We start from the raw sequence: 23834 nt of genomic DNA, 5'->3' as shown, positions 1-23834 counted from the left end.
GAAGGCATTCCTCTGATTCCGTGGTAGAATAGCAAAACCGGGTTAAAGCCCGGTTTTTTTGTGGCAATTGGATTGTATAGGCTGAAGTAAGCATGTCATCCGAACTACTGCATTCACTCGCTGTTGGTTTTTGCTTGATGCTGATTTTAGAAGGGGTTATTCCTTTTCTTTATCCGCAGCGCTGGCGAAATTTGGTGCAACAGCTATCGATGATCAGTGATCGGTCACTACGCCTGATAGGTTTAGTGAGTATGCTGTTGGGTCTGGTTGCACTTTATATAGTGAATTAAAGCCGAGTCGCTACTGATCGGCGTGTTGTTTTATAAGATACGGAGTACCACATGGCATTGGCAGATCGTTGGCTGCTACCGGAAGGTGTACAAGAATTACTTCCACCGCAGGCTCGTCGCGTTGAGGTTTTACGCAGACGTTTATTGGATCTGTATGAGCATTGGGGCTATGAGCAGGTTATGCCTCCTGTAATGGAGCATTTAGAATCTTTGCTTACAGGTGTAGGTCATGATCTTGATCTGAATACTGTAAAAGTAACCGATCAAATTAGTGGTCATACCCTAGGCTTCCGCGCTGATATTACACCTCAGGTTGCACGTATTGACGCGCATCGCCTACGTGAGTCTGGTGCTACCCGTCTATGTTACTGTGGTTCAGTTGTGCATGCGTTGCCAACTCAGCCACTAGCTTCTCGTAACCCACTGCAGTTGGGTGCTGAGCTATATGGTCACTCTGGTATTGAGAGTGATGTAGAAGTGATCTCTCTGATGGTTGAAACCATGCATGCAGCGGGGGTCGATCGTGATCTTAGTATCGATCTAGGCCATGTTGGCGTGTTTTCTGGTTTGATGGAAATGATCCAGCTGTCTGCTGACGATAAAGAGCAGTATCTGGATATTCTTCAGCGTAAGGCGCTACCAGAGCTTCAATTGTTTGTAGAGCAGCTAGATCTAGACGATAAAAGTAAATCTTTCTTGGCAGCGTTGCCATCACTGAACGGTGGTAGCGATGTTTTAGCTCGAGCGCGTGAGCTGTTCGCGACTGCGCCAGCGCAAGTGCTTGAAGCTATCGATTATTTGCAGCAGTTAGCAGAGCGTATTGCTTTGCGTTTCCCGCAGTTAGATCAGTATTTTGATCTGAGTGAATTGCGTGGATACAACTACCACACAGGCGTAGTATTTGCTGCTTATACACCTGAATTTGGCCAGGCTATTGCAAAAGGTGGTCGTTACGATGAGATCGGTCGAGATTTCGGTCGTGCGCGTCCAGCTACGGGCTTTAGTGCTGATCTTAAAACGTTGGTTGAGCTTTCTTCTGTTGTTCTTGATGAAAAACAGATCGTTCTAGCGCCAGCGGAAGAGAGCGCAGAACTATTGGCTAAAGTAAGTCAGCTGCGTTCTGAAGGTGTAAAAGTTATCTATGCGTTACCGGGCGCTGAACCGGCAAAAGAGTGTACTGCTGAGCTAGTACAACGTGATGGAGAATGGGTCGTTAGTGGCCTGTGATCAGTAAAAATTTTTATTCTTAAGTAATCTCAAGTAGGCAACAATGGGCAAAAACGTAGTTGTTCTGGGTACCCAGTGGGGTGATGAAGGTAAAGGCAAGATCGTAGATCTGCTTACGGATCAGGCTTCTGCAGTGGCGCGCTTTCAGGGCGGTCACAATGCGGGTCACACGCTGGTTATTGATGGCGAAAAAACAGTTTTGCACCTGATTCCTTCAGGTATTTTGCGCGACAATGTCGTGTGCATGATTGGTAACGGTGTAGTGCTTTCTCCAGAAGCATTGCTGAAAGAGATTAAAGGTTTGGAAGAGGCGGATGTGCCAGTACGCGAACGTTTGCGTTTGAGTCCTTCTTGCCCACTTATCTTGCCATACCATATTGCTATGGACCAAGCGCGTGAAGTTGCGCGTGGTAAAGCTAAGATTGGTACTACAGGTCGTGGTATCGGTCCTGCTTATGAAGATAAAGTGGCTCGCCGCGGTCTTCGTTTGGCTGATCTTCTAGATAAAGAGCGCTTTGCAGAAAAACTGAAAGAAGTTATCGAATACTATAACTTCCAGTTGGTTGAGTATTACAAGGTTGATGCTGTTGATTACCAAACAGTTCTAGACGAAGCATTGGCTATGGGTGAAGAACTTGCGCCAATGGTTGCTGATGTGACTTCAATGCTTCATGACCTGCGTAAGCAGGGCAAGAACATCATGTTTGAAGGCGCTCAGGGTTCATTGCTAGATATCGACCACGGTACTTATCCTTACGTAACTTCTTCAAACACAACTGCCGGTGGTACATCTACAGGTAGTGGTTTTGGTCCTCTGTACCTAGATTACATTCTGGGTATCACTAAAGCGTATACAACGCGTGTAGGTGGTGGTCCTTTTCCAACAGAGCTTCATTGTGAAGTGGGCGAAGGTTTGGCTGAGCGTGGTCATGAGTTCGGTTCTACTACAGGTCGTGCGCGTCGTTGTGGTTGGTTTGACGCTGTTGCAGTTAAGCATGCTATCCAGATCAACTCTATCTCAGGCTTGTGCCTAACTAAGCTAGACGTACTTGATGGTATGGAAGAGATTCGTATCTGTGTAGGTTATAAAGACTCTGCAGGTAATGTAGTTGATTCTTTGAGCGGTAGCGAAGACTACGAAGCAGTAACGCCTGTATACGAGACTATGTCTGGTTGGGCTGGTTCTACTGTTGGTGCTAAGTCTATGGATGAACTACCTGCTGAAGCGGTAGCGTACATCAAGCGTTTAGAAGAGTTGGTTGAAGCGCCTGTGGATATTATCTCTACTGGTCCAGACCGCATCGAGACTATCGTACTGCGTAACCCGTACGAAGCTTAATTTTTACGAAAGTAGAGAAGCTGCTGATTTAGAAATATTTTCTAAATCACAAAGAAAGCCCTGCAAGAGCAGGGCTTTTTTGTGTTTACGGTCTAGTGTTGGAACTTTTCAGTCATGGTGGTCATCTGTTCAGCTCTCTTCTTCAGGTGATCTATAGAAGAAACGATCGACTGTGAAGCGGAGCTGTTCTGCTCTACTCCATGAGCTATTTGGTCCATGCTGGAAGCCATTTCTCGGGTAGTGTGAGCTACTTCGTCTATGGCAGAAGTGATCTCTGCACTGATAACAAATGCTTGTTGGGTTTGTTGTTCAATTTGCTTTACGGCCAGCTGGGCCTGATCACCCTGGATTTTTACTGATTCAATACAGGCTTGGCTCTTCCCCATTACATCAATAACGGATCGAGTTTGTTGCTGTATGGCTCGGACTGTTTCAGTAATATCACCGGTTGCTTTGACGGTGCTTTCCGCCAGCGTTCTAACTTCATCGGCAACAACAGAGAAGCCGCGACCTGCTTCGCCAGCGCGTGCTGCTTCAATAGCAGCGTTTAATGCGAGTAAGTTGGTTTGGTCGGCAAGGTCGTTGATAATGATTAGTACTTTATCAATTTCCTGTGAATGTCTTTCCAGCTGGATCAGCTGTTGGGAAGAGTCTTCAACCACTTCTGCGGTATTGCTTAATGCCTGCATGGCATCACTGATAATCCTTCCGCCGTTTGTTGCAGAAGTATGGGCGCTTTTACTGTCCAGCTGTAAATTTTGGACACGGTTTGCAACCTGCTCTGTAGTGGCGCTTATCTGTTCGGTGGCACTTGCTAGAGTATTGGATTGATCAGATACCTTGCGGTTATTACTGGCAATGGTTTGAACCGATTTTGACAGTTCCTGAGCCTGGGTGCACAGTTCGCCTTGATCCTTAATTACCTGGCTAATCACTTGGCGTAGATCTTTGGTCATGGTATTTACCGCAGAAGCGACCTGATTAAACTCATCGTCGCTGTTTGTTCCTGTGCCTAGGAGTTGGCGAAGATTACCTGATGCAATGGAATTTAATTGCGTAATGATACGCTTGAGCGATCGAGTGGCATTTAATCCGGTTGTAGCCAGTATTATGCAAATGCCAATAGCGATAAATGCACTAACTGAGATTAGGGTCCACTGAGTGCTGTCTGTAGCGTTAGCTGCATCAGCGCGGGCTTTGGATAGCAGGTCTGATTTTAGATAGTGTTGTGTCGATTGGCTTTGTTGCTTGAATGTTTCTCTGGAGCTATTCAGTAACTGTGTAGTTTGATTCAGGTTAACTGCTGCAGCGACAACTGCTCGCATGTTCTTCTGATATGTTTCAATGTACGGTCCGAAGGTGTCATAGAATTCTGCATCTTTAACCTCGAGAGCTACCGTGTTCATCTGTTGGTTTAGCTTTTCAGCTCCCTGGTTGCTTGGCTTGATCAGGAACTCTTTTTCCAACTGACGGGCAATAATAAAAGGCTGTAACAGCATGCTGAATGTGGATAGTTGGTTTTCCAGCTCTGCGGCGGATTGAGTAAGTGGTTTTAGTAGACCTGTATCATTGTTCATCCCGAGTTTCGCGAGAGAACTTACTTGAGAAGAAAGGTTTTGACCGTAGGAGGTGAATAGTTGAGAAATTTTCTTAAGCTCATTTTGCAGTTGCGGGTCTGATGTTGTTTCTAGAGCCTGAGTTAATTGGTTTTCATAATCTTTGATCAGACCATTAAGTCCTTGCTGAAATGGCGTTAAATTTTGCTCACTCAGTTGGGATATTTGATTCTCTCGGGTTAGTAGTTCTAGTTGCAAGCTGGAGAGAAGGTCGCTAGTTGCCGTTAGGCTTGATACTTTTTGTGCTGAATTATTTAGTTTAGATAAGCTGGAAAATGCAGTGAAGCCTAAATAACTAATGCCTGCCAAGGTGATGGCAACTACAGCTATCAGTTTCTGTTTAAAGGTTAGTTGGAGCATTGTTCTATCTTCTCTTTTTTATTTTTATCGTGGGTTGGGCGTTTTGTGCTCAAAGGTCTATTTTGGTAAATTGGTAATACCAATATAGATAGATAGAATACCAACTTATCCTTTAGTATGGGTTTTTGTCAATTGAATAGTTCTTATGGGCTGCGGGGGCGGTGAGTTGATGGCACTTTATTAAGAGGGCTGGAGTAATCGGTAGGGCGGTAAAGAAAGATGGTCTTGCGGTTTAATCTGGATTGACGCCAATGTGGTGATATATGAGACGAAAAAAAACCGGCAAGAGGCCGGTTTTTTTATTGCTTACAAAAAAGCTTATTTAAGATCTTCAGTTAAAGAAGATTGTAGGCCCTTTAAGATGGCTTTAAACATCTTAGGGTTGCCAGCAATTAAGCTGCCGCTCTGGCGGAAATCGTTCCCACCCATAAAGTCACCCACAAGGCCGCCTGCTTCTTGCACTAATAATAGGCCGGCTTCCATTTCCCAAGGGTTAAGGCCAATTTGGTAGAAGCCATCAATGCGACCAGCTGCTGTATAAGCAAGATTCAACGCCGGAGAGCCGCCGTTATAGATAGTGCCGCCAGTTAGCGTCATGTCGCGGAAAATGTTTAGGTAGGCTTCTAGGTGTGCTTTATCGCTTGGGCGATTGAAGAAGCCTGTACCGATCAAAGATCCTTCAATAGTTTTATGATTGCTAACACGTAGGCGTTTGCCGTTTAGCTGTGCACCATCACCGCGGCTAGCAGTGAACTCTTCACCTGTAATTGGATTCAGGATTAGGGCGTGCTCGGTACGACCATTTTGTTGACCAGCCATGCTAATTGCAAAAACCGGCAAACCATTGGTGAAGTTGGAAATGCTGTCGATAGGGTTAATCGTCCAGCAGAATTCAGGTCCTTCGCTCAGAGGTGCGTGTTCGCCTGTGTATTCACCCACGATTTTGTGATTTGGATAAGCTTTTTGAATGGTGTGAACAATGCTTAGCTCTGCTTTTTCGCATGTGTCGCTTAGAAGCTTAGCTACATCAGATTGTTCGGATTTAACCAAATCCAGACGCTCTACAGCGCGGACGATCTGCTCGCCTGCAACGCGTGCTGCGCGCAGTGCAATATTAACCATGGGTTGCATTTGTTAGGAACCTGAAGAATATTCGGGAAAATTAAAAAAGTATTATACCTGAGGATAGGGGATGCTGTGAATAAGTGGCTCAATTGTTTACAGCTCTGTTAGAATACGCGCCTTCATTTATTGTGGTGGTGGCAAGGTCTATGTCTGCAAATATTCGCATTGTTCTCGTTAATACAACTCATCCAGGTAATATTGGTGGAGTAGCGAGGGCTATGAAAAATATGGCTTTGGGAGAGTTGCATCTAGTAGCGCCTAAAAAGTTTCCTCATGTGAATGCGGATTCAAGAGCGGCAGGAGCCACTGATTTACTTGAGGGTGCCGTCATACATGGCACACTTGAAGAAGCGATAGCAGATTGCCAGATCGTAGTTGGAACCAGTGCTAGAGGTCGTCATATCCCTTGGCCGGTGGTTGATCCGCGCGAGTTGGCGGCGATTGTTCAGCCAATTGCAACGGATAAGAAAATTGCGATTGTGTTTGGTCGTGAAGATCGTGGCTTGACCAATGAAGAGCTACACCTCTGCCAGTATCATGTACATATACCTTCAAATCCAGATTTTAGTTCGTTGAATCTTGCGGCTGCAGTGCAGGTAATTACCTATGAATTGCGTATGGCCTCTATTTATGCAAAAGAAAATGAACAGCATAAACCGCAATGGGGTACGGATTGGGATATCGAGCTTGCTGATAGCGGTGATCTTGAGCGTTTGTTCAAGCATCTGGAGGAGACGCTTGTTGATATCGATTTCTTAGATCCTGAAAATCCTCGCCAATTAATGCCAAGACTGCGGAGACTGTATCTACGGGCTATGCCGGATAAAGTAGAGGTTAACGTATTGAGAGGGATTTTGACGGCTACACAAAAAAATTCTAATGCTAAAGATTGACCCTTAAGCGTTCGGTTGTGAATATTTCGTGTTAGAATTCGCGCGATAAAGAATATAAAGACCTACAATAATAGTAGGGTATTTAGTTGACCTTTTTAGTCGGGTATTGCATAATGCCGCGCAAATGCTATTGCGCGTGAAGGCGGAAATTATGCGATTAACAACTAAAGGGCGTTATGCCGTTACAGCGATGTTGGATCTGGCTCTTCATGAAGGTAAAGGGCCGATTAGTCTGGCTGATATCTCTGAAAGACAGGGCATTTCATTGTCATACCTGGAGCAGCTTTTTGCTAAGTTGCGCCGTAACGAGCTTGTTCGTAGTGTTCGTGGTCCAGGTGGTGGTTATCAACTAAATCGTGAGCAAGCAGGCATCAATGTTGCTCAAGTAATTGATGCTGTGAATGAATCAGTAGATGCAACTGGATGTAATCGCCAAGGTGACTGTCAGGGTGGCGAAAAGTGTCTTACCCACCACCTTTGGTGTGATCTAAGCGACCAAATTCATGCTTTTTTAAGTGGAATTACGTTAGCTGACCTAGTTGTAAGAAAAGATGTTCAGGTAACTTCTGAGCGTCAGGACCGAATTCAAATGGATCAGGTTTTGATTGGCGCGGAAAACTTGAACTGCAGTGAAAAAGCGATCGTTTAAACTCGCTTGGAGAGAATGAATGAAAACACCGATTTATCTGGATTATTCTGCAACTACCCCGGTTGATCCTCGAGTTGCTGAAAAGATGACTGAGTGCCTCACAATGGACGGCAACTTTGGTAATCCAGCTTCACGCTCACATCTCTTCGGCTGGAAAGCGGAAGAAGCAGTTGAATCTGCTCGCCGTCAGGTTGCTGATCTTATTAATGCTGACCCGCGTGAGATTGTTTGGACTTCAGGTGCGACCGAGTCAAACAATTTGGCAATTAAAGGTGCTGCGCATTTCTATCAGAAGAAAGGCAAGCACATTATTACATCTAAAATTGAGCATAAAGCCGTTTTGGATACTTGCCGTCAGCTAGAGCGTGAAGGTTTTGAAATTACTTACCTAACGCCAAACTCTGATGGTTTGATTGAGCCGCAAGCGGTAGCTGAAGCGATTCGTGAAGACACGATTGTTATCTCACTAATGCATGTTAACAACGAAGTAGGCACGATCACTGATATTGAAGCGATTGGTGAACTTACTCGTTCGAAAGGTATTATCTTTCACGTAGATGCAGCTCAAAGTGCAGGTAAAATTGAGATCGATCTAGGTAAAGCTAAGGTTGATTTATTATCTATCTCTGCACACAAAATGTACGGCCCGAAAGGTATTGGTGCGTTATTTGTTCGCCGTAAGCCTCGCGTACGTCTTGAAGCTCAAATTCATGGTGGTGGTCATGAGCGTGGTATGCGTTCTGGTACGCTACCAACTCACCAGATTGTAGGTATGGGTGAGGCTGCTCGTATTTGTAAAGAAGATCTAGCAAAAGATACAGCGCATATCATAGCTTTGCGCGATCGCTTCTTGGCAGGTATGGGTGAAATGGAAGAAGTTTACCTAAATGGCTCTAAAGAGCAGCGTGTTCCAGGTAATCTAAATATCAGTTTTGCTTTTGTAGAAGGTGAATCTTTGTTGATGTCGCTGAAAGATCTGGCGGTATCATCTGGTTCAGCTTGTACATCTGCTAGCTTAGAGCCTTCTTATGTACTACGTGCATTAGGTTTGAATGATGAGCTAGCACACAGTTCTATTCGTTTCTCCTTTGGTCGTTTCACTACTGAAGAAGAAGTGGATTATGCAGCTGCTCAAATTCAAGATGCAGTTAGCAAATTGCGTGAGCTCTCACCTCTGTGGGATATGTTTAAAGACGGTGTCGATCTGAGCAAGGTTGAGTGGGTACATCACTGATCTGGCACTAAGACTATTTGGAGGTCGTCATGGCTTATAGTGAAAAAGTAATTGATCATTACGAGAACCCTCGTAATGTCGGCAAAATGAATGATAACGATGGTAACGTTGGTACAGGTATGGTTGGAGCGCCTGCTTGTGGTGATGTTATGCGTCTGCAGATCAAAGTAAGTGATGAGGGCATTATTGAAGATGCTAAATTCAAAACTTACGGTTGCGGTTCTGCAATTGCATCGAGCTCGCTAGTTACTGAGTGGGTTAAAGGTATGTCTCTTGAAGAGGCGGCTGAGCTTAAAAATACAGCTATCGCTGAAGAGCTAGCGCTACCACCAGTGAAGATTCACTGTTCAGTATTGGCTGAAGATGCAATTAAAGCTGCTGTTGCAGACTACAAAGAAAAACAAGACAAATAAGACTCGACTTATTTGTTGGGAGAGCTAGACGTTTATGGCAATTACCATGACTGATGCTGCAGCAGATCATGTTGCACGTTATCTAGAGAAACGCGGTCACGGCGAAGGTGTTCGCTTGGGTGTGCGTACTTCAGGTTGTTCCGGTATGGCTTATGTTCTTGAATTCGTTGATGAAGTAAATTCTGAAGATGAAATTTTCAAGGGCCCGCAAGACGTCAAGATTGTGATAGATCCAAAGAGTCTATTGTATCTTGATGGTACTGAGCTGGATTTTGTTAAAGAGGGACTTAATGAAGGGTTTAAATTTAATAACCCTAATGTCTCTAGCGAATGTGGTTGCGGCGAAAGCTTTAACGTCTAATTCTTCTTGGCAGAACGATGGATATCAATAAGAATTATTTTGATTTTATCGGCCTGCCGATATCATTTCATGTGGATCAGGCAGTTTTGTCTGATCTATCCCGTGAGCTGCAAAAAACACTTCACCCAGATCGCTATGCGCATAAATCTGAGCGTGAGCAGCGCTTAGCTGTTCAGTATATGGCGCATTTGAATGAAGCCGTTGCTACATTGCGCTCACCGTTGCTACGTGCTCAATATCTGCTGTCATTGCTGGGTATTGATACGATTAGTGAATCTTCTACTGCTATTGATCCAATGTTTTTAATGCAGCAGATGGAGCTACGCGAGCAATTGGAAGAGATTCCTGATCAGGATGATCCTTTTGAAGAGCTTGAATCAATGCAGAACGATGTGGCTCAATCGCTAGGGCAATTACGGGAACAGTTTGCACAGTGTTATCAGTCAGAACAGTTAGAAGATGCTGCTGTCATTGTGCGCAAAATGCAATTTTTAGAAAAACTGATAGTCGAGATCGAACGTCTTGAAGATCGGTTGGATGGCTGACGCAAATATATGGCGCTATTACAGATAGCAGAACCGGGGCAGAGTGAAGCTCCACATCAGCATAAGTTGGCAGTAGGTATTGATTTAGGTACGACCAACTCCCTAGTGGCATCGGTTAAGAGTGGTGAGGCGGTAACTTTGCCTGATCTGGATGGCGAACACTTATTGCCTTCCGTTGTGCGTTATCTGCCTTGCGGTAACTCTCAGGTGGGTCGTGAGGCTCGATCGCATGCCTCCGAAGATCCATACAATACAATCATTTCTGCAAAGCGCCTTATGGGGCGTGGTGTTGCTGATGTTAAAGCGCTAGGTAATGAAGCTCCTTATCATTTCGAAGCTGAAGATGGTGGCATGCCTTATATTCGCACTGCTGCAGGGAATAAAAGTCCGGTTCAAGTTTCGGCGGATATCCTAAGCAGCTTGGTTGAACGTGCTGAAGAAGCATTGGGCGGTGAGTTGGTTGGTGCGGTTATTACCGTGCCGGCGTACTTTGATGATGCTCAGCGCCAAGCGACAAAAGACGCCGCTAAAATTGCCAATATCAAAGTACTTCGTTTACTTAATGAGCCGACTGCAGCTGCAGTAGCTTATGGCTTGGATGAAGGTAAAGAAGGTGTTATTGCTGTCTATGATCTCGGCGGTGGTACTTTTGATATCTCGATTTTGCGCCTGAATAAAGGTGTTTTTGAAGTATTGTCTACTGGCGGTGATAGTGCTTTAGGTGGTGATGATCTTGATTTGGCATTGGCGCAATGGTTTGCTGAGCAGCTTCAGCTTGAACAGATAGACAGTCATGCGTCTCGTTATCTGACAGAGAAAGCTAAAGAAACCAAGGAGCTTCTAACCGATAAGCCTCAAGTTAGCGTTGTTTTAGAACTAGGGTCTGAGTGTCATGAGCTGGTTGTTACACGCGAGAATTTTGAGTCTCTAATCGAGCCATTAGTAAAACGTACAACTCGTGCCTGTCGCCGTGCTCTGAAGGATGCGGGTGTTGCAGCGGAAGATGTGCTTGAAGTTGTCATGGTGGGTGGTTCGACTCGTGTACCGCTAGTGCGTGAACAGGTTCAGAAATTCTTTGGGCGTGAGCCTCATATCAATATCGATCCAGATCGTGTGGTTGCTATAGGTGCTTCAATTCAGGCGGATGTGTTAGCTGGTAATAAGCCTGATAGCGACATGTTGTTACTGGATGTTATTCCTCTATCGTTGGGTCTTGAAACAATGGGTGGTCTAACTGAAAAGGTTATTCACAGGAATACTTCAATTCCAGTCGCGCGTGCACAAGAGTTTACAACTTACCAGGATGGCCAAACGGCCATGGCGATTCATGTTGTCCAGGGTGAGCGTGAATTGGTTCAGGATTGTCGCTCGCTTGCGCGTTTTGTCTTGCGAGGAATCCCTCCGATGGCGGCGGGTGCGGCTAAGATTCGCGTGACATTCCAGGTTGATGCTGATGGTTTGCTTGGTGTTGAAGCAAAAGAACTTACCTCAGGTGTAGAAAGCAGTATTCAGGTAAAACCCTCTTATGGTCTTGGTGATAGTGAAATTGCCGAGATGCTGAAATCATCTTATCTCAATGCGGCGGAAGACAAAGATGCGCGTGCTTTGAGAGAGCAGCAGGTGGAAGCTGATCGATTAATCGTATCTTTGAAAGATGCGCTAGCTGCGGATGGTGACAAGTTACTGAGTGAAGGAGAGCGATCTCAGTTAGAAAATGAAATAGAAACTCTGGTAAAAATTCGCCAGGGTAGTGATGTGAGTGCGATTGAGCAGGGGATCTCTGCTTTATCAAAAGCATCTGATGAATATGCCGCACGCCGTATGGATTATAATATTCAGCAGGCGCTGCAGGGGCATAGTGTTGATGAACTTGGGGAGAGTGAGTAATGCCGCAGATTATTTTTCTGCCACATGATGAGTTATGTCCAGAGGGTAAAGTGATTGAAGCTGAACCAGGCGTAACGGTTTGCGATGCGGCGCTTGCGAATGGCATCCATATTGAGCACGCGTGCGAAAAATCTTGTGCGTGTACTACCTGTCACGTTGTTGTACGTGAAGGCTTTGATTCTATGGAAGAATCCGATGAGCTTGAAGATGATATGCTTGATAAGGCTTGGGGCTTAGAGCCTGAGTCTCGTTTAAGCTGTCAGGCTGTAGTTGCCGAAGAAGATTTGGTTGTTGAAATTCCAAAATACACAATTAACCAAGTGTCAGAGAGACACTGAGGAGCTGGTTGTGAGTCTTAGATGGACAGATGTTCTAGATATCGCTATTGAGTTATCTGAAAAATATCCAGATCAGGACCCAATGGTAATTAGCTTCCCGGATCTGTATCAGAAAGTTATGGATCTAGAAGAATTTGATGATGATCCAGATCGTTGTGGCGAGAAAATTCTGGAAGGGATTCAGATGGCTTGGATAGAGGAAATGGATTAATTCCATTAGTCCTTTAAAACAAACCCGGCTTGCCGGGTTTGTTTGGTTATGGAGGCTAATATTAGCTACTGTCTTCTGTCATAAGAGTGGCGTATAATTGCGCGCTGGTTTCGAGGGGCTATCTAAAAGCCTATTTTCAGCTATCTAAGTTTATGCATGATTTTTGCTTGATTGTGCTTAGGTATCGCTGTGCTGGTTTTTAGATATTTCTTTTATTTTTAATTTTGGGAGTTAAAACAATGGCTCTAGAACGTACGTTCTCTATCATCAAGCCTGATGCAGTTGCTAAAAATGTAATCGGTAAAATTGTTTCTCGTTTCGAGTCTAACGGTCTTAAAATCGTTGAAATGCAACTAAAACAGCTTTCTAAAGAAGAAGCTGAAGGTTTCTACGCTGAGCACAAAGAGCGTCCTTTCTTCGGTGATCTAGTTGAATTCATGACTTCTGGCCCTGTAGTTGTTCAGGTTCTAGAAGGTGAAAATGCAATCGCTCTTAACCGCGAACTTATGGGTGCAACTAACCCACAAGAAGCAGCTGAAGGCACTATCCGTCGTGATTTTGCACAGTCTATCGACGCTAACGCTGTACACGGTTCTGACTCTCCAGCTTCTGCTGAGCGCGAAATCGCATACTTCTTCGGTAAGTAATTACCGTTTGGGCTGTCTGTAATCTAGACTTTTTACAGGCAGCCTGCCTTTGTTACAAAATATGAGTACCTGTCATCTATGACTGAATCCACTAAAAAAGTAAATTTACTCGGTTTATCTCCAGCAAAGATGGAAGCTTTCTTTGAGGAAATTGGGGAAAAGAAATTCCGAGCAACTCAAGTACTGAAATGGATTCATCAGTTAGGCGCTTCTGATTTTGAAGAGATGACAAATATCAGTAAAGCACTGCGCCAAAAACTGGCGGAGGTTGCTGAAATCCGCGAGCCCGAAGTTCTCATGGAAAAAACGTCTAAGGACGGAACACGTAAGTGGGTTATTCGTACAGAAGGCGGTTCCAGCGTTGAAGCTGTGTTGATCCCTGATGGTGAAAGGAAGACTCTATGTGTTTCTTCTCAGGTGGGTTGTTCTCTAGATTGCAGCTTCTGTTCTACAGGTAAGCAAGGCTTTAACAGTAATCTGACAGCGGCTGAGATTATCGGGCAACTTCGGATTGCGATTCGCTCTTATGGCGACTACAACACGACCTCACAGCGCGTGGTGTCCAATGTTGTAATGATGGGTATGGGCGAGCCCTTAATGAATTTTGAAAATGTTGTCGATGCGATGACATTAATGATGGAAGACAATGCATATTGCCTTTCTAAGCGTCGAGTAACTTTATCCACAGCAGGTGTTGTGCCGGCTATTGATAAGTTAAAAGATGTAACAGATGTGTCTTTGGCTGTTTCCCTTCATGCGCCAAATGATGATCTACGAGATATTTTGGTTCCGATTAACCGCCGTTATCCAATTAAAGAATTAGTGGCTGCGTGTAACCGTTACCTTGAAAACTTAAATGATAAGCGTGTGATCACCGTCGAATATACTTTGATCAACGGCGTGAATGATAAGCCTGAGCACGCAAAGCAGTTATTAAAAATTCTGCGTAAAATGCCATCTAAGCTAAACCTGATTCCATTTAATCCTTTCCCGAATTCAGGTTATGAGCGTCCATCAGAAGAAAGAATTCTGGCATTTAAAGAAGTAATCGTTCATGGTGGAATTGTAACTACAGTACGACGTACACGTGGTGATGAGATTGATGCTGCCTGTGGTCAGTTGGTTGGCCAAGTGGCAGATAAAACTCGACGTAGCCAAAAATATATTCCTGTTGTCCAAGAAGAGCAGCAGGTGCCGCAAAATACGCAATAAGAGGGACAGCGCGTGAGAGGAATCAAACTGGTACTCGCTTTATTTATGGTGCTAGTCGTTGCAGGGTGTGCAACTAAAGGCTCCTCAAATAACAGCGAAAAAAATCAGGCCTATGAGGCCTATTCTCGTTTAGGATTTCAATATCTTCAATCGGGAGACACCACAAATGCTAAAACGTCATTCCTACGAGCAATAGAGATCAATTCTGCTTATGCAGAATCCTACAATGGAATGGCCTTGGCTTTTCAAATTGAAGGCGACGATGCTTTAGCGGAAAAGTATTTTCGCAAAGCAACCGCACTTGAGCCTTCATCTGCAATGATGCACAATAATTTTGGCGCTTTTTTGTTCGCAAAAGGGCGCTATGAAGAGGCGTGCCAAGCGTTAGCGCGAGCGACAGAGGATCCTTTCTATAATCGTCGTTCTCAAGCGTTCGAAAATTTAGGTCGTTGCTATCGCCATTTAAACCGAGAAGATGCTGCTAAACATGCTTTCCAGCGAGCGCTTCAAGTTACGGCTAGTAGACCTGTCTCTATGGTTGAATTATCTGAAATATTAATCGCTGAAGGTAACTACCCTGAAGCAGATAAACAGTTTCAAAAATTCTTAGCGCTAGTAGAAAGTCGCAGGGTTGAACATTACGCTAAAAGCCTTTGGGTTGGTATTCGTTTAGCAAGACAGGAGCGGAATGCCTCTAGAGCTGCGACCTACGCTTTGATATTGAAAAATTTATTTCCTGAATCGAAAGAGTATCAGGAATATAAGGAGTCCACTCGTTGAGTATAGAACAGCAGGAATGTTTGCCCGAAGTATTGGCAGAAGAGTGGGGAGCACGTTTAACCACGGCACGTGAAAATCTATCCTTAAGTATTGAGCAGGTAGCGACAGATCTTAATTTGCCTGCGCACTATATCAGCCAACTGGAAGCTTGTAGCTTAGAAGGATTACCAAGCCTTGTTTTTGCGAAAGGTTATATTCGCGCTTATGCGAAACTGCTTCACCTAGATGATGATCAACTAGTTACTGAATTTGAAGCAATTCATGGTGAGGGGGGGAAAGGTCAAATCCGCCCAGTAAGTCGTGTTGGTCAGCAAGTTGATATGAGTCACCCTGTGATGAAAGCGTCGACTTTGCTCTTTGTTATTGCTCTTGTAGTTTTAATTGTATGGTGGTGGCAAACTCAGCATGGTGGTTCTTTAGAAAAAATAGCCGCTACAGAAGAAAGTTCGGCTCAATTAGAGCCTTTGCAAACTCAAACAGAAGATGCAGTTGTAGCATTGGACGGTGGCACTGCTCAGTTAGTTTTGCCGAAGTTAGATGATCAGCCTGCATCTGATTCAGTAGAAGAGCAGATACTTGCTGAAGAGCAATCTGAAACTGAACCTGAGTATTTAACTGCTGCAGAGATTAAAAAGTTACAAACAGCGATTGAACAGAATGAGGCTCAAACTTCAGAGGAGTCTGCACCTGCACCTGCACCTGAGGAGGAGCCTGTTCCTGCGGCTGATCTAAGTGAAGTGAATTTTAGTGCCTCTTTTGTTGCAGAGTGTTGGGTGTCTATCAAAGATGCCAATGGTAAGACTTTGTTTAATAACCTTAGAGGTAAAGGGCAAAGTCTTAATGTGACGGGGAAGCCACCGTTGAATATTTTGATCGGGGCTGCAGATGCTGTGTCTACTGTTAGTTACAACGGCAAAGCACTGAATTTAGATCCTCACACACGTAAGAATATTGTCCGCTTGACCCTTCCGGTAGCAGAATAATTTTGAATTAAGGTTTTCGTTTTGGCCAAGATTAAAGCCATTCGCGGGATGAACGACATCCTGCCTGAACAAACGCCAGTATGGCAGTACCTAGAAAAGACAGTTAAAGATGTTTTATCAGCATACGGGTATAGTGAAATTCGTATGCCTGTGGTTGAACAAACAAATCTTTTTAAACGCTCTATCGGAGAAGTGACTGATATCGTAGAAAAAGAGATGTATACCTTTGATGATCGCAATGGCGAAAGCTTAACTTTGCGTCCAGAAGGTACTGCAAGTTGTGTCCGCGCAGCAGAAGAACATGGTTTGTTGTTCAATCAGATGCAGCGCTTTTGGTATCAAGGACCAATGTTCCGTTATGAGCGCCCGCAGAAAGGCCGTTATCGTCAATTTCATCAAATTGGCGTAGAGACCTTTGGTATGGCGTCATCTGATATTGATGCCGAAGTGATCATGCTAAGTGCTCGTTTATGGAAACGTTTAGGTCTTCTCGATTCGGTAACGCTGCAATTAAATTCGCTAGGTAGTAACGAAGCAAGAGCGGATTATAAAGCTGCACTTGTTGAATATTTAGAAGAAAGAAAGGATCAGTTGGACGAAGACAGTTTGCGTCGTCTTGATTCTAATCCGCTTCGTATTCTTGACAGTAAAGATCAGAATACTCAAGCATTACTTGATGCTGCACCTGTGCTTACAGATTATCTTGATGAAGAATCGAAAACCCACTTTGCTGAATTAACCTCAATGTTAGATGAGGCGGGTATCGCCTATGAGATTAATCCTCGTTTAGTGCGTGGTCTAGATTACTACTGCAAAACGGTTTTTGAGTGGGTGACTGAAAAATTAGGTGCTCAAGGAACAGTATGCGCAGGTGGTCGTTATGATGGCTTAGTCAAACAGCTGGGTGGACGTCCAACACCTGCAGTAGGTTTCGCGATGGGTGTTGAACGCCTGATTCTATTGCTGGAAACCTTAGAGCTGATACCTGAAAGTGTGAAGCAGCCTTTTGATCTTTATGTGGCAGCTGAAGAGAAAGGAATTCAATCACGAATCGTATTATTTTCGGATAAGCTACGTGATCAGTTCCCAGGTCTGAGGGTCCGTATTCACTGTGGCGGTATAAAAAATATCAGCCAAAAAGCACAGCAAACGGGTGCACCTATTGTTCTGTTGCTTAAAGCAAACGATAATCAGCAACTTTCTGGCACAATTTGGTATGACAAAGAGCCTTCATTCGATCTTAAAGAAGACCAAATTGTTGATAAAATCAGCGCTCTAAGATAAGTCTGATTAGTAAAATACGAATGTCAAAGTTTATTAGATACAGGAGTTAATGGTGGCAGAGTTACGCACCGAAGAAGAGCAGGTCCAGGCGCTTAAAAACTGGTGGAATGAAAACGGCAAATCACTAATTTTAGGTGTTGCTGTGGCATTGGCTGCTGTATTGGGATGGAAAGGTTGGCAGGATCAACAAGCTGCTAAAGCTGAAAATGCATCTATCTTGTATCAAAACCTTCTAGAAGCAGTGGTAGGTGCAGTAGGGCCCCAACAAGATGAAGCGCAAATGGCTACAGCGACACATTTAAGCCAGCAGCTAAAAGATGACTATGAAGGCACCGCGTATGCTAATTATGCTGCGCTAATTATGGCGCGTGTTGCTGCAGATAATAATGAATTACAGAAAGCGCTAACAGAGTTGGATTGGTTGCTTGGAAACCAGCCAACAGAATCCATGTTTATCTTAGCTAACCTACGTAAAGCTCGCATTCTCGCTGCCAAAGGTGAAGTGGATAAAGCGCTGACGCTTATTGGTACTGTGCCAGTAGGTGGTTATAAAGTGGCAATTCAAGAGTTGAAAGGTGATCTGTATTTGCAAAAGGGTGATGCAGATAAAGCTCGCTCTGCCTATAAAGAGGCGGTTGCTGCAGCAGGTCAAGAAGGTTCTCGACCTATTCTGGAAATGAAACTTAATGACTTGGCATCTGAGGAAAGCTAAATGAAGAGCCTTGTTCGTGTAACAGCTGTAGGATTGTTGGCTGCTGTTGTCAGTGGTTGTGGATTTTGGGGTGATGATGGTGAAGAGATAGAGCCTACACCGTTAGAATCTTTTGACGCAGAAAAAAAGGTGTCCGTGCTGTGGTCGACTTCTGCCGGCTCTGGTATGAAAGGTAAATTTCATCAATTCAAACCAGCTATAGATCATGACGCAATCTTTGCAGCAGACGCAGACGGCTCAGTTATATCCTTTGATTTAGAGACAGGAAAAAAGCGCTGGACGGTTGAGTTGGACCTTCCAATTGTAGGCGGTGTTGGCGCGGGTTATGGAAAGGTTGCCGTAACTACTGAAGAAGGTGATGTGATCGTTCTTGCTTCAGATAACGGTAGTGAACTATGGCGTGGGAAAGTTAGTTCTGAAGCAACGTCAGCAACTCAGTTTAATGCTGAGCTGGCGGTGATTCAGTTAATTAATGGTAAAATTGTAGCGTTTGATGCCAGTACAGGTGATAAACGCTGGGTTTATGATAGCCAAGTCCCGAGATTGACTTTGCGTGGCACAAGTATGCCAATTGTAGCGAGCGATGTAACTTTTGCTGGTTTAGCAAGTGGTAAACTGGTTGCGCTGGATAACCAAAAAGGTATCCCTATTTGGGAAAATCGTGTGGCTCTTTCTCAAGGTCGTTCAGAGCTAGAGCGTATGGTCGATATTGATGGTCGCCCCTTACTTGTTGATGGAACTTTATATGTGACTAGTTATCAAGGTCGCTTAGTCGCTATCAACCCTTATAGAGCTCAGATTGTATGGGCACAGGACGTATCAAGTTACCGCTCTATGGCTGAAGGGTTTGGAAATATTTATGTGAGTGAAGCAGATGATTCTGTTCAAGCCTTCGATAGAAGTACTAGTGCGAGTGTGTGGCGTCAAACCAAGCTGCAATATAGAAGCATCACAGCACCTGTATCTTTAGGTTCAGAAATCGCAGTGGCTGATAGTCAAGGGTACATTCATTTTTTATCACAGATTGATGGCCGTTTTATTGCGCGTCATAAGCTAGACTCATCAGGTGTCTATGGTGATATGATCGTGAAAGATGATGTTCTTTACGTGCTGACTAATGGTGGTCGATTAGCTGCCTTAAGTTTGCAGTAATTAGAGTATAAATTTTCAGGCGGCTATTTGCTGGGCAGATAGCCGCCGTTTTTGTTTTTGCCTGCACTTAAAGCAGGGGTGAGTAAAATGCTACCGGTAATTGCGCTAGTTGGTCGACCAAATGTCGGCAAATCTACTTTGTTTAATCGTCTTACTCGTTCTCGAGATGCCTTGGTTGCTGATTTGCCAGGCTTGACCCGTGATAGAAAATACGGTGAAGGTCGATTGGCAAATGAAGAACAGGATTACATTGTTGTCGATACCGGGGGTATTACCGGTGATGAGCAAGGTATTGATTATGAAATGGCAAAACAATCTCTTCAGGCAGTAGAAGAAGCAGATGTGGTGCTATTTATCGTAGATGGTCGAGCTGGTATTAACCCTGCTGATGAGATGATTGCGAATTACCTTCGTCGTAGTAATAAACCATTTTATCTTGTTGTTAACAAGACCGATGGTTTAAACCCAGATGTAGTTGTTGCTGATTTCTACGAGTTAGGTTTTGGGCAGCCATTTCCTATAGCAGCATCACATGGCCGTGGTGTTACTCAATTGATTGAGATGGTTCTTGAAGAGCTTCCTAAAGTTGAGGAAGAAGCACAAGAAACCATGGATGAAGTCGAAAAGAGTATTAAAATCGCAGTGGTTGGTCGACCAAATGTAGGTAAATCTACCTTGGTCAACCGTATGCTGGGTGAGGATCGTGTTGTTGTCTTTGATAAGGCAGGTACCACACGAGACAGTGTTTATATTCCATATATTAGGGACGATAAAAACTACACCTTAATTGATACGGCTGGTGTTCGTCGTCGTAAAAATATTACAGAAGCGGCAGAAAAGTTCTCTATCGTTAAGACACTGCAAGCAGTTAATGATGCACATGTCGTTGTATTTGTGATCGATGCTCGAGAAGGTGTGACTGAGCAAGATATGCATATGCTTAGCTTTGTCATCGATAGCGGTCGCTCAATGGTCATCGCATTGAACAAATGGGATGGCATGACCGGTGAAGAGAAGGCAAAAGTAAAAGAGCAAATTGAAAGAAAGCTGGAATTTGCCGATTTTGCGGAAATGCATTTTATCTCAGCATTACACGGCAGCAATGTCGGTAATATGTACGACTCGGTCGATGAAGCATATGAATATGCAATGGCGAAGTGGTCAACGAGTAAATTGACTCGGCTACTGGAAGATGTAGTCGCTGATCATCAACCTCCAATGGTCAAAGGTCGTCGTATTAAACTACGTTATGCTCACCAAGGTGGCTCTAACCCACCAGTGATCGTCATTCACGGTAATCAGACAAAATCTCTTCCAGGTTCTTATAAGCGTTACTTAGAAAATAAGTTTATTCAGGTGCTTGGCATTAAAGGCACACCGATTCGTTTTGAATTCAAGTCGAGTGAAAACCCGTTTGAAGGAAAGCAGAATCTGCTGAGTAGTCGTCAATTAGCTAAAAAAGAGCGTTTCCGTGATCACGTAAGGCAGTTGAAAAAAGCTAATAAAAAGAAAAAAGCTAAGTACAAAAAATGAGCGACAGTTCTAGCCTTCCTATAGGCGTATTTGATTCTGGTGTAGGTGGACTGACTGTATTAAATGCACTTAGGAAGCGTCTACCTTCAGAAAACCTTCTTTATCTAGGTGATACCGCTAGGGTTCCTTATGGAACTAAAAGTGCTTCATCAGTAACCCGATATGCTGAGCAAGCAGCAACTGCGTTGGTAGAGCGTAAAATAAAGCTTTTAGTTATTGCTTGTAATACTGCTTCAGCCGTTGCTGTTGAACCTTTGCAAGCTATTTTTCCACAGCTAGCTGTTATGGGGGTCGTAGGGCCAGGCGCTGAAGCGGGTTGTGAAGTAACTCGTAATAACAATATAGGTGTTATCGCAACTGAGAGTACAGTTAATAACCAAGCCTATCAGAACGCAATTCTTAAACTGAATCCTGAAGCATCGGTGTCTGCAGAGGCTTGTTCCTTATTTGTAGCTTTGGCGGAGGAAGGTTGGCATGAAGGTGAATTAGTTGAGCGGATTGTTGATAAGTGCCTTCAGCCACTTAAGCATAGAGGTTTAGGTAAGATTGATACTCTTGTTTTAGGCTGTACCCATTTTCCGGCTTTAAAATCGAGTATTGCTGCGGTGATGGGGGAAGAGGTCGCCTTGGTTGATTCTGCAGAAACTACAGCAAATGCTGTTGAGAAAACATTAGGGCAATCAAAATTGCTAAACCTCTCATCGGAAAAAGGCGAAGTTGAGTTTCTAGTTACAGATGATCCTTTAAGGTTTGCTCGAGTTGCGACGAACTTTTTTTCTGAAAGTATCGATGTCGGTGAAATACAGCAAGTAGATATCCAGCATTTCAATACACCAGACTAATATTCACTATATTAAAAGGCGTTGAGGTAAAACTCAGCGCCTTTTTTGTATCTATTGACTACTATTTATACGCTATTGATCAACCCTTGATCGATTTGTGATGATTTGTAAGTTTTTTTCAACTTTTTTCACTTTTTTTAAGATTGGGTGTTGACCCTTTTTCAGATGTCTGTAGAATTCGCCGTCCTTGCTTAGGGAGGCCGCCAAAACGGGGCTGATTGAGCTAAGCGAGGTGCTTAGTAAGTGATTGAAAACATTGGTTTTTCAGATTGCTTACGGAGCAGGATTCAAAGTCCGGTTGCTGAGTAAAAAATTTTACAAAATTGCAAAATAAACGGTTGACTTTGAATGAGCGCGCAGTAGAATATGCGCCTCGCTTGAGACGAAACGCTGAGTCAGCGGAGAGTCAAAAAAGCAACGCTCTTTAACAATTTGATCAGATAATTCGTGTGGGCGCTTGTTGAGAAGAAGCAAACTTTTTCTAGACAAGCAACCAAGTGAATTCATTTAAAGCGATTTACAAAGGTTTAACGTTCTTAAGAATGTTATCCGGTTGTTTAGTACTAGAGCCCGCTACCACATTCCTGGTAGCAACAATGATTTAAACTGAAGAGTTTGATCATGGCTCAGATTGAACGCTGGCGGCAGGCCTAACACATGCAAGTCGAACGGTAACATGACTAGCTTGCTAGTTGATGACGAGTGGCGGACGGGTGAGTAACGCGTAGGAATCTACCCAGTAGCGGGGGATAAGCCAGAGAAATTTGGTCTAATACCGCATACGCCCTACGGGGGAAAGCAGGGGATCTTCGGACCTTGCACTATTGGATGAGCCTGCGTGAGATTAGCTTGTTGGTGAGGTAATGGCTCACCAAGGCGACGATCTCTAGCTGGTCTGAGAGGATGATCAGCCACACTGGAACTGAGACACGGTCCAGACTCCTACGGGAGGCAGCAGTGGGGAATATTGCACAATGGGCGCAAGCCTGATGCAGCCATGCCGCGTGTGTGAAGAAGGCCCTAGGGTTGTAAAGCACTTTCAGCAGCGAGGAAAGGTTGTAAGTTAATACCTTGCAACTGTGACGTTAACTGCAGAAGAAGCACCGGCTAACTCCGTGCCAGCAGCCGCGGTAATACGGAGGGTGCGAGCGTTAATCGGAATTACTGGGCGTAAAGCGCGCGTAGGTGGATTGGTCAGTCAGATGTGAAAGCCCAGGGCTCAACCTTGGAACTGCACCTGATACTGCCAATCTAGAATACGGTAGAGGGTAGTGGAATTTCCTGTGTAGCGGTGAAATGCGTAGATATAGGAAGGAACACCAGTGGCGAAGGCGACTACCTGGACCGATATTGACACTGAGGTGCGAAAGCGTGGGGAGCAAACAGGATTAGATACCCTGGTAGTCCACGCCGTAAACGATGTCTACTAGCCGTTGGGAGACTTGATCTTTTAGTGGCGCAGCTAACGCGATAAGTAGACCGCCTGGGGAGTACGGCCGCAAGGTTAAAACTCAAATGAATTGACGGGGGCCCGCACAAGCGGTGGAGCATGTGGTTTAATTCGACGCAACGCGAAGAACCTTACCAACTCTTGACATCCAGAGAAGTTACTAGAGATAGTTTCGTGCCTTCGGGAACTCTGAGACAGGTGCTGCATGGCTGTCGTCAGCTCGTGTTGTGAAATGTTGGGTTAAGTCCCGTAACGAGCGCAACCCTTGTCCTTATTTGCCAGCACTTCGGGTGGGAACTCTAAGGAGACTGCCGGTGACAAACCGGAGGAAGGTGGGGACGACGTCAAGTCATCATGGCCCTTACGAGTTGGGCTACACACGTGCTACAATGGCCGGTACAGAGGGCCGCGAACCTGCGAGGGTAAGCTAATCTCAGAAAACCGGTCGTAGTCCGGATTGGAGTCTGCAACTCGACTCCATGAAGTCGGAATCGCTAGTAATCGCGAATCAGAATGTCGCGGTGAATACGTTCCCGGGCCTTGTACACACCGCCCGTCACACCATGGGAGTGGATTGCACCAGAAGTAGCTAGCTTAACCTTCGGGAGGGCGGTTACCACGGTGTGGTTCATGACTGGGGTGAAGTCGTAACAAGGTAGCCCTAGGGGAACCTGGGGCTGGATCACCTCCTTAAACGAAAGCCGATTCTCGGCAAGCGTTCACACGAATTATCTGATCAGAGAAGTTAAGA

The 23834-nt window shown here is 44.6% G+C and carries 23 protein-coding genes and 1 rRNA gene; 22 read left to right on the top strand and 2 right to left on the bottom strand.

Features of this window, described 5'->3' with window-relative positions:
* Positions 1-92: 92 nt before the first annotated feature.
* From ACMXYN_RS14085 to ACMXYN_RS14075, 3 genes are read left to right on the top strand one after another with little or no spacing between them, the layout of a single operon-like run.
* Positions 93-290 carry a DUF2065 domain-containing protein gene (locus ACMXYN_RS14085; RefSeq protein WP_415892369.1) on the top strand — a complete coding sequence of 66 codons (198 nt, stop codon included), beginning with the start codon at positions 93-95 and terminating at the stop codon, positions 288-290.
* 51 nt (positions 291-341) lie between these two features.
* Positions 342-1517 carry an ATP phosphoribosyltransferase regulatory subunit gene (locus tag ACMXYN_RS14080; protein WP_415892368.1) on the top strand — a complete coding sequence of 392 codons (1176 nt, stop codon included), beginning with the start codon at positions 342-344 and terminating at the stop codon, positions 1515-1517.
* A gap of 43 nt (positions 1518-1560) precedes the next feature.
* Positions 1561-2856, top strand: a complete 1296-nt coding sequence (locus ACMXYN_RS14075; RefSeq protein WP_415882226.1) for an adenylosuccinate synthase — start codon at positions 1561-1563, stop codon at positions 2854-2856.
* 92 nt (positions 2857-2948) lie between these two features.
* Here ACMXYN_RS14075 and ACMXYN_RS14070 read toward each other — a convergent pair whose 3' ends face one another.
* Both ACMXYN_RS14070 and ACMXYN_RS14065 read right to left on the bottom strand, forming a co-directional pair.
* Positions 2949-4832 (bottom strand): methyl-accepting chemotaxis protein, encoded by a 1884-nt coding sequence (locus tag ACMXYN_RS14070; RefSeq protein WP_415892367.1) that lies wholly within the window; start codon positions 4830-4832, stop codon positions 2949-2951.
* Positions 4833-5150: 318 nt separating this feature from the next.
* Positions 5151-5963, bottom strand: a complete 813-nt coding sequence (locus tag ACMXYN_RS14065) for an inositol monophosphatase family protein (RefSeq protein WP_415892366.1) — start codon at positions 5961-5963, stop codon at positions 5151-5153.
* 140 nt (positions 5964-6103) lie between these two features.
* Between ACMXYN_RS14065 and ACMXYN_RS14060 the strand changes: the two genes are divergently transcribed.
* From ACMXYN_RS14060 to ACMXYN_RS13970, 19 genes are all read left to right on the top strand, one after another.
* Positions 6104-6850: an RNA methyltransferase gene (locus ACMXYN_RS14060; protein WP_415894494.1), complete on the top strand. Its 747-nt coding sequence runs from the start codon at positions 6104-6106 to the stop codon at positions 6848-6850.
* A gap of 151 nt (positions 6851-7001) precedes the next feature.
* The gene (gene iscR, locus ACMXYN_RS14055; RefSeq protein ID WP_415889106.1) at positions 7002-7499 is read left to right on the top strand and encodes a Fe-S cluster assembly transcriptional regulator IscR; all 498 of its coding nucleotides are present in this window, start codon (positions 7002-7004) and stop codon (positions 7497-7499) included.
* Positions 7500-7518: 19 nt separating this feature from the next.
* Entirely contained in the window at positions 7519-8733 is a 1215-nt protein-coding gene (locus tag ACMXYN_RS14050; RefSeq protein WP_415892365.1) for an IscS subfamily cysteine desulfurase, read from the top strand.
* A gap of 29 nt (positions 8734-8762) precedes the next feature.
* On the top strand, positions 8763-9146 hold the full coding sequence (iscU, locus tag ACMXYN_RS14045; RefSeq protein ID WP_415882222.1) for a Fe-S cluster assembly scaffold IscU: 384 nt from the start codon (positions 8763-8765) through the stop codon (positions 9144-9146).
* Between the two features lie 34 nt (positions 9147-9180).
* Positions 9181-9507, top strand: coding sequence for an iron-sulfur cluster assembly protein IscA (gene iscA / locus ACMXYN_RS14040; RefSeq protein WP_415889104.1), 327 nt, complete (start codon positions 9181-9183; stop codon positions 9505-9507).
* Between the two features lie 17 nt (positions 9508-9524).
* Positions 9525-10052, top strand: coding sequence for a Fe-S protein assembly co-chaperone HscB (gene hscB / locus ACMXYN_RS14035; protein WP_415892364.1), 528 nt, complete (start codon positions 9525-9527; stop codon positions 10050-10052).
* A 9-nt stretch (positions 10053-10061) separates the two neighbouring features.
* The gene (gene hscA, locus ACMXYN_RS14030) at positions 10062-11939 is read left to right on the top strand and encodes a Fe-S protein assembly chaperone HscA (RefSeq protein ID WP_415892363.1); all 1878 of its coding nucleotides are present in this window, start codon (positions 10062-10064) and stop codon (positions 11937-11939) included.
* Positions 11939-12277 (top strand): ISC system 2Fe-2S type ferredoxin, encoded by a 339-nt coding sequence (gene fdx, locus ACMXYN_RS14025; protein ID WP_415882218.1) that lies wholly within the window; start codon positions 11939-11941, stop codon positions 12275-12277. The genes hscA and fdx overlap by 1 nt, the downstream gene beginning before the upstream one ends.
* 10 nt (positions 12278-12287) lie before the next feature.
* A complete protein-coding gene (gene iscX, locus ACMXYN_RS14020; protein ID WP_415882217.1) occupies positions 12288-12488 on the top strand; it encodes a Fe-S cluster assembly protein IscX in 201 nt (66 codons plus the stop codon).
* A gap of 239 nt (positions 12489-12727) precedes the next feature.
* Complete coding sequence (gene ndk / locus ACMXYN_RS14015) at positions 12728-13135, top strand: nucleoside-diphosphate kinase (RefSeq protein WP_067869919.1); 408 nt, start codon at positions 12728-12730, stop codon at positions 13133-13135.
* 78 nt (positions 13136-13213) lie between these two features.
* Positions 13214-14347 carry a 23S rRNA (adenine(2503)-C(2))-methyltransferase RlmN gene (gene rlmN, locus ACMXYN_RS14010; protein WP_415892362.1) on the top strand — a complete coding sequence of 378 codons (1134 nt, stop codon included), beginning with the start codon at positions 13214-13216 and terminating at the stop codon, positions 14345-14347.
* A 12-nt stretch (positions 14348-14359) separates the two neighbouring features.
* Positions 14360-15127 (top strand): type IV pilus biogenesis/stability protein PilW, encoded by a 768-nt coding sequence (gene pilW / locus ACMXYN_RS14005; protein ID WP_415892361.1) that lies wholly within the window; start codon positions 14360-14362, stop codon positions 15125-15127.
* Positions 15124-16110, top strand: a complete 987-nt coding sequence (locus ACMXYN_RS14000) for a RodZ domain-containing protein (RefSeq protein WP_415892359.1) — start codon at positions 15124-15126, stop codon at positions 16108-16110. Before pilW ends, ACMXYN_RS14000 begins: the two co-directional genes overlap by 4 nt.
* Before the next feature lie 48 nt (positions 16111-16158).
* Positions 16159-17394: a histidine--tRNA ligase gene (gene hisS, locus ACMXYN_RS13995; RefSeq protein WP_415894492.1), complete on the top strand. Its 1236-nt coding sequence runs from the start codon at positions 16159-16161 to the stop codon at positions 17392-17394.
* Positions 17395-17446: 52 nt separating this feature from the next.
* Positions 17447-18106, top strand: coding sequence for a YfgM family protein (locus tag ACMXYN_RS13990; RefSeq protein WP_415892358.1), 660 nt, complete (start codon positions 17447-17449; stop codon positions 18104-18106).
* Positions 18107-19258: an outer membrane protein assembly factor BamB gene (bamB, locus tag ACMXYN_RS13985; protein ID WP_415892357.1), complete on the top strand. Its 1152-nt coding sequence runs from the start codon at positions 18107-18109 to the stop codon at positions 19256-19258.
* An 87-nt stretch (positions 19259-19345) separates the two neighbouring features.
* Positions 19346-20791, top strand: coding sequence for a ribosome biogenesis GTPase Der (gene der / locus ACMXYN_RS13980; protein ID WP_415892356.1), 1446 nt, complete (start codon positions 19346-19348; stop codon positions 20789-20791).
* Positions 20788-21633 (top strand): glutamate racemase, encoded by an 846-nt coding sequence (gene murI, locus ACMXYN_RS13975; RefSeq protein WP_415892355.1) that lies wholly within the window; start codon positions 20788-20790, stop codon positions 21631-21633. The genes der and murI overlap by 4 nt, the downstream gene beginning before the upstream one ends.
* A gap of 603 nt (positions 21634-22236) precedes the next feature.
* A 16S ribosomal RNA gene (locus tag ACMXYN_RS13970) occupies positions 22237-23776 on the top strand.
* Positions 23777-23834 lie beyond the last annotated feature (58 nt).

It is taken from the genome of Neptuniibacter sp. PT8_73 (assembly GCF_047778045.1).
Lineage (GTDB): Bacteria > Pseudomonadota > Gammaproteobacteria > Pseudomonadales > Balneatricaceae > Neptuniibacter.
Note: the sequence above shows the minus strand (reverse complement) of the source record. Positions and strands in the feature narration are given on the sequence as shown.

Bases quoted from the DNA above. Each gene is read 5' to 3' on its own strand.
- ACMXYN_RS14085 (WP_415892369.1), top strand. From the start codon at position 93: ATGTCATCCGAACTACTGCATTCACTCGCTGTTGGTTTTTGCTTGATG.
- ACMXYN_RS14080 (WP_415892368.1), top strand. From the start codon at position 342: ATGGCATTGGCAGATCGTTGGCTGCTACCGGAAGGTGTACAAGAATTA.
- ACMXYN_RS14075 (WP_415882226.1), top strand. From the start codon at position 1,561: ATGGGCAAAAACGTAGTTGTTCTGGGTACCCAGTGGGGTGATGAAGGT.
- ACMXYN_RS14070 (WP_415892367.1), bottom strand. From the start codon at position 4,832: ATGCTCCAACTAACCTTTAAACAGAAACTGATAGCTGTAGTTGCCATC.
- ACMXYN_RS14065 (WP_415892366.1), bottom strand. From the start codon at position 5,963: ATGCAACCCATGGTTAATATTGCACTGCGCGCAGCACGCGTTGCAGGC.
- ACMXYN_RS14060 (WP_415894494.1), top strand. From the start codon at position 6,104: ATGTCTGCAAATATTCGCATTGTTCTCGTTAATACAACTCATCCAGGT.
- iscR (WP_415889106.1), top strand. From the start codon at position 7,002: ATGCGATTAACAACTAAAGGGCGTTATGCCGTTACAGCGATGTTGGAT.
- ACMXYN_RS14050 (WP_415892365.1), top strand. From the start codon at position 7,519: ATGAAAACACCGATTTATCTGGATTATTCTGCAACTACCCCGGTTGAT.
- iscU (WP_415882222.1), top strand. From the start codon at position 8,763: ATGGCTTATAGTGAAAAAGTAATTGATCATTACGAGAACCCTCGTAAT.
- iscA (WP_415889104.1), top strand. From the start codon at position 9,181: ATGGCAATTACCATGACTGATGCTGCAGCAGATCATGTTGCACGTTAT.
- hscB (WP_415892364.1), top strand. From the start codon at position 9,525: ATGGATATCAATAAGAATTATTTTGATTTTATCGGCCTGCCGATATCA.
- hscA (WP_415892363.1), top strand. From the start codon at position 10,062: ATGGCGCTATTACAGATAGCAGAACCGGGGCAGAGTGAAGCTCCACAT.
- fdx (WP_415882218.1), top strand. From the start codon at position 11,939: ATGCCGCAGATTATTTTTCTGCCACATGATGAGTTATGTCCAGAGGGT.
- ndk (WP_067869919.1), top strand. From the start codon at position 12,728: ATGGCTCTAGAACGTACGTTCTCTATCATCAAGCCTGATGCAGTTGCT.
- rlmN (WP_415892362.1), top strand. From the start codon at position 13,214: ATGACTGAATCCACTAAAAAAGTAAATTTACTCGGTTTATCTCCAGCA.
- hisS (WP_415894492.1), top strand. From the start codon at position 16,159: ATGAACGACATCCTGCCTGAACAAACGCCAGTATGGCAGTACCTAGAA.
- bamB (WP_415892357.1), top strand. From the start codon at position 18,107: ATGAAGAGCCTTGTTCGTGTAACAGCTGTAGGATTGTTGGCTGCTGTT.
- der (WP_415892356.1), top strand. From the start codon at position 19,346: ATGCTACCGGTAATTGCGCTAGTTGGTCGACCAAATGTCGGCAAATCT.
- murI (WP_415892355.1), top strand. From the start codon at position 20,788: ATGAGCGACAGTTCTAGCCTTCCTATAGGCGTATTTGATTCTGGTGTA.